The sequence below is a fragment of the Candidatus Planktophila sp. genome, assembly GCF_044232745.1.
Taxonomy (GTDB): domain Bacteria; phylum Actinomycetota; class Actinomycetes; order Nanopelagicales; family Nanopelagicaceae; genus Planktophila.
The window spans coordinates 1-5,047 of record NZ_JBIILI010000018.1 but is presented as its reverse complement, the minus strand read 5'-3'; the positions used below and the strand labels follow the sequence as shown (position 1 = coordinate 5,047).

The window sequence follows — 5,047 nt, the reverse complement described above, 5'->3', positions numbered from 1 at the left end:
GTAGGCATGGGAGCGAAATACGCTCATAACCTTGCGTAAGTTACTGGTGGGTAGCACAATTACGCCATGAGCCATTACACAGCAAACCTTCGTGACATTGAATTCTGCCTCTTTGACCTATTGGGTCGCGACAAAGTTATGGGTACTAATCCATACGGTGAAGTTGATCGCGAAACTGCAATAGGAATGCTGGAAGAGATGAAGCGTTTGTGTGAAAACGATTTAGCCGCATCATTTGTTGAAGGCGATCGTGTGGGTGCGATCTTGAATAAAGAAACTGGCAATGTAACTTTGCCAGAAAGTTTTAAGAAGTCATACAAAGCATATGTTGATGGTGAATGGTGGCGTCTTGATGCACCTGTTGATCTTGGTGGAATGAAAGTTCCGCCATCGGTGCGTTGGGCAATGGCTGAAATGGTGTTGGGTTCAAATCCGGCAATTCATATCTACGCATCTGGTTATGCATTCGCACAGGTCGCATATGTTCTTGGTACAACTGAGCAAAAGAAAATTGCAAAGCACATGGTTGATAAGCACTGGGGCGCAACGATGCAGCTAACAGAACCTGATGCAGGTTCTGATGTTGGTGCAGGTCGCACCAAGGCTGTGCAACAACCAGATGGAACATGGCACATCACCGGAACAAAGCGTTACATCACTTCAGGGGACGCGGACTTCTATGACAATGTTGTGCACTTCGTACTTGCACGTCGCGAAGGTGGCGGTCCAGGAACAAAGGGTCTTTCACTATTTTTAATTCCTAAATTCATGTTTGATTTTGAAACAGGCGAAATGGGTAAGCGCAACGGTGTCTTCGTAACACAATTGGAAGACAAAATGGGCCTGAATGTTTCAGCAACATGCGAAGTTAACTTGGGTGAAAAAGAGCCTGCAGTAGGTTACTTGTTAGGTGAAGTGCATGAAGGTATTGCACAGATGTTTAAGGTCATTGAATTCGCCCGCATGATGGTGGGAACAAAAGCGATTGCAACGTTATCTGCCGGCTATATGCAAGCTTTGTCATACGCGAAAGAGCGTGTACAGGGCGGCGATATGAAGGTAATGAATGACAAGGCTTCACCTCGCGTCACAATCATTAAGCACCCAGATGTGCGTCGTTCGTTGATGGTTCAAAAGTCCTATAGCGAAGGCATGCGCGCACTAGTGCTGTACACCGCTTCTATCCAGGATGAAATCGAACTTGCTGAAGTATCAGGTGATAAAGATCGTGCTGCAGACATGATTGCACTTAATGATTTATTGCTTCCAGTTGTTAAGGGTTACGGTTCAGAAAAATCGTGGACACTTCTTGGAACTGAATCACTACAAACATTTGGCGGTGCCGGCTTTACTCGTGACTGGCCATTAGAACAATATGTTCGTGATGCAAAGATCGATACTTTGTACGAAGGCACAACAGCTATTCAAGGTCTGGACTTCTTCTTCCGTAAGATTGTTAAAGATGGCGGACGCGCACTTGGTTTGCTAGGTAAAGAGATTCAAACATTCGCCGAATCTGGCGGAGCACATGCTGCTGAAAAGCAAGCACTTGTTAAAGCACTTGGTGATCTCAATGGAATTGTTGCTGTTCTGGTTGGACATGCAATGGATTCACAAACAGATGCTGTGAAGATTTATAAAGTAGGTCTGAATACATCTCGTTGCTTGATGGCCGTTGGCGACATCATTACCTCTTGGTTGTTGCTACGTCAGGCAGATATTGCAGTCGAAAAACTGCCTAATGCTGGCAAGGACACTGATTTCTACACAGGCAAGATTGCAGCAGCAAAGTTCTTCGTTCACAACAATCTGCCGCACATCACCGCAGATCGTAAGATCGTAGAAGCAACTGATGGTTCAATCATGGATCTCCCTGAGAGCGCCTTTTAATCAGTTACTCTTGCTAAATGCTTAAAGCGCGTCGTAGTGAGTTACTACTGATCCTTTCGGCGTTGATGTTCGCAAGCAACGGAATAGCATCTAAGTTGTTGCTGGACGGGCACATCACCGCTTGGCGTTTAGCTCAAATTCGCGCCCTTAGCGCCTGTGCAATCCTGGCGATTTATCTCTGGCGCAGAGCGCCTCAAACTTTTCGGATTAAGCGCTCCGAATTACTGCCTTTGGTTGCTTACGGAATTATTGGAATTGCAATGGTGCAGGCGTTGTATTTCGTATCCATATCCAGAATGCATGTAAGCATTGCCCTACTTATCGAATTCACAGCCCCGGTATGGATTGTTGTGTATCTACGGGTTGTTAAGCGCAAGCATGTGCCCAATCAAATGTGGTTAGCGCTGGTATTGGCACTAACTGGTTTGGCGTTGATCGCGCAAATTTGGGATGGGTTAACCCTTGATGGAATCGGTGTAATTGCAGGCTTCGGTGCATCCTTCGCATTGGCTTTTTGTTTCCTGTGCGGCGAATCTCTGACTGGAATCCGTGACAATAAATCAATCACAATGTGGGGCTTTTTCTTTGCTGGTTTTGCCTGGTGTTTAGTTCTGCCCATTTGGAGCTTTCCATTTGATGTTTTTACAACACCAATTCCGCTAGCAGGCACACTCGAAGGAAACAGCACACCAGGTTGGGTTCTTATTCTTTACGTTGTTTTAATCGGAACAATATTTCCATACTTGTGTGTAATGGCCGGACTTAAGAATTTGAAGGCGTCGACAACAAGTACATTTGGATTACTAGAACCTATTTTTGCTGGAATTGTTGCCTGGTTTTGGTTTGCAGAAGCATGGACTTTCATTCAACTCATTGGTGGTGTAGTTGTTATTGCCGGTATTTATATGGCAGATCAAGCACGCAGTAAAACTACTTAAGCTCCGAAGTTATCTTCTGGGGCGGTGTTCGTAGCCTCGCGCTGTTGCGTCCAGTCAGTTCCGCCACCAGGATTTTGTGGCATATCAAAGAATCGTGCATAGTGAAGTTGGGCAGAGACTGTAATTGTTCTGGTTGGTCCGTTACGGTGCTTTGCCACAATTAAATCTGCTTCACCTGTTCGGTTTTGTGAGTCATACATATCATCACGGTGAAGCAAGATAACAACGTCAGCATCTTGTTCGATAGAACCAGATTCGCGAAGATCGGAAAGCATTGGCTTTTTATCTGTACGTTGTTCTGGTCCACGGTTGAGCTGTGAAATTGCAATGACGGGAATGTTTAACTCTTTCGCCATCAACTTAAGGTGACGAGAAAATTCGGAAACTTCCTGCTGGCGGTTTTCTACCTTCTTGCCTGAAGACATCAGCTGTAAGTAGTCAATAACAATCAATTTAAGGTCATGACGCTGCTTTAAGCGACGCGCTTTGGCTCGGATTTCCATCATAGAAAGGTTTGGTGAATCATCGATAAATAACGGTGCCTCTGAAATTTCACCCATACGGCGCGCAAGTCGAGACCATTCATCATCAGATAAAGATCCGGAACGAATGTTGTTTAGGCCAACACGTGCTTCGGCAGACAACATACGCATTGTGATTTCACTCTTTGACATTTCAAGAGAGAAAATAACTGATGTTAAGCCATCATGAATTGATGCGTGACGCGCGATATCAAGACCAAGTGTTGACTTACCCATTGCAGGACGTGCCGCAAGAATAATCATGTTTCCTGGATGTAGACCATGTGTTAATGCATCAAGATCTTTGAATCCTGTCTTAACGCCTTCAACACCAATACCTTTTGAAATAGCTTCGATTTCATCAAGTGCTTGTGGAAGCAAAGTAGATAGTTGAACATAATCTTCTGATGAGCGACGTTCGGTAACTGCATACACTTCGGCTTGCGCAAGGTCGACCATGTCGTCAACTTCGCCTTCGGTTGTATAACCGTATTGAACAATCTTTGTACCGGCTTCAACTAAGCGGCGCATGATTGCATGCTCGCGAACGATCTTTGCGTAGTAGCCAGCGTTAGCAGCTGTTGGAACTGAAGAGATCAGCGTATGTAAATATGGTGCACCACCTGCACGAGAAATATCTCCGCGCTTTGATAACTCTGCAGAAACCGTTACCGCATCCGCTGGTTCTCCGCGGCCATACAAATCAATAATTGCGTCATAAATTAATTCATGTGCTGGACGATAAAAATCGCGATCGCGAATAATTTCGATGACATCTGCAATTGCATCCTTAGATAGCAACATTCCACCAAGAACAGATTGCTCTGCAATTAAATCTTGTGGTGGTGTGCGCTCAAACTCAGCGCCAACAGAGTTGATGTTGGGATCACGAGGGCGGCTATTAGGAAGTTCTGCGATGCTCACGCGTTAAACCTCCCATGGACCACTGACACAACGAACAAGTGCGTTACCTGCTGCGCGTAACCTAAACCTTCGCCCCTATCGCAGGCGACAATCGCATGGTGAGCCTGGGGACAAAGCTGTTGATAAGTAGGTGGACAAGGGCGATTTCCTGTGTATACAACGGTGGATCGATTGTGCATAACTATTGGTGCCCGCTCTCAGATGGGCCAAAGGTGCAGGTCAAAGGCGATATCTATACACACAGCCCTGTTGATGAAAGTATTTATTGAGATATCAAATTGTGAGATTTGAATTGGAACAATAAAAAACCCGCCACATAAGTGACGGGTTCTTTAATTCTACGGGCTTACTTGTCAGCTACAACGCTTACTGAAACCTTTGCAACCACGTTGTGACCCAAAGAGATCTTTACATCGTGTGTGCCAAGCTTCTTGATGTGGCCCTTAGTTGCGATCGCATGGCGATCGATATCTAGACCAGTTGCAGACTTGATTGCTGATGCAACATCTTTGTCAGTTACTGAACCAAAGAGTGCGCCTTTAGCGCCAACCTTGACCTTAGTAACAACTGATGCGCCTTCAAGCTTTGCCTTGATTTCCTTTGCGTGATCGATATCGCGAACTTCGCGTACTGAACGTGCGCGACGAATGCTTTCGATCTGCTTTTCTCCACCAAGTGACCAAGCGATTGCGTTTCCGCGTGGCAACAAGAAGTTGCGAGCGAATCCATCTTTAACAGTTACAACATCTCCTGCAGCGCCTAGGCCTGCAACTT

Annotated in this window: 4 protein-coding genes; 2 read left to right on the top strand and 2 right to left on the bottom strand. The window is 45.6% G+C overall.

From position 1 onward, the window contains the following. Positions 1-66 precede the first annotated feature (66 nt). On the top strand, positions 67-1,890 hold the full coding sequence (locus tag AC9UGD_RS06125) for an acyl-CoA dehydrogenase (RefSeq protein WP_509570969.1): 1,824 nt from the start codon (positions 67-69) through the stop codon (positions 1,888-1,890). A 17-nt stretch (positions 1,891-1,907) separates the two neighbouring features. After that, the gene (locus AC9UGD_RS06120) at positions 1,908-2,828 is read left to right on the top strand and encodes a DMT family transporter (protein ID WP_509570966.1); all 921 of its coding nucleotides are present in this window, start codon (positions 1,908-1,910) and stop codon (positions 2,826-2,828) included. Here AC9UGD_RS06120 and dnaB read toward each other — a convergent pair. Both dnaB and rplI read right to left on the bottom strand, forming a co-directional pair. Then, the gene (dnaB, locus tag AC9UGD_RS06115; protein WP_509570963.1) at positions 2,825-4,273 is read right to left on the bottom strand and encodes a replicative DNA helicase; all 1,449 of its coding nucleotides are present in this window, start codon (positions 4,271-4,273) and stop codon (positions 2,825-2,827) included. The two genes, AC9UGD_RS06120 and dnaB, sit on opposite strands and share 4 nt — an antisense overlap. A 346-nt stretch (positions 4,274-4,619) precedes the next feature. Beyond that, a partial coding sequence (rplI, locus tag AC9UGD_RS06110) for a 50S ribosomal protein L9 (protein ID WP_509570960.1) occupies positions 4,620-5,047 on the bottom strand: 428 nt, incomplete at its 5' end.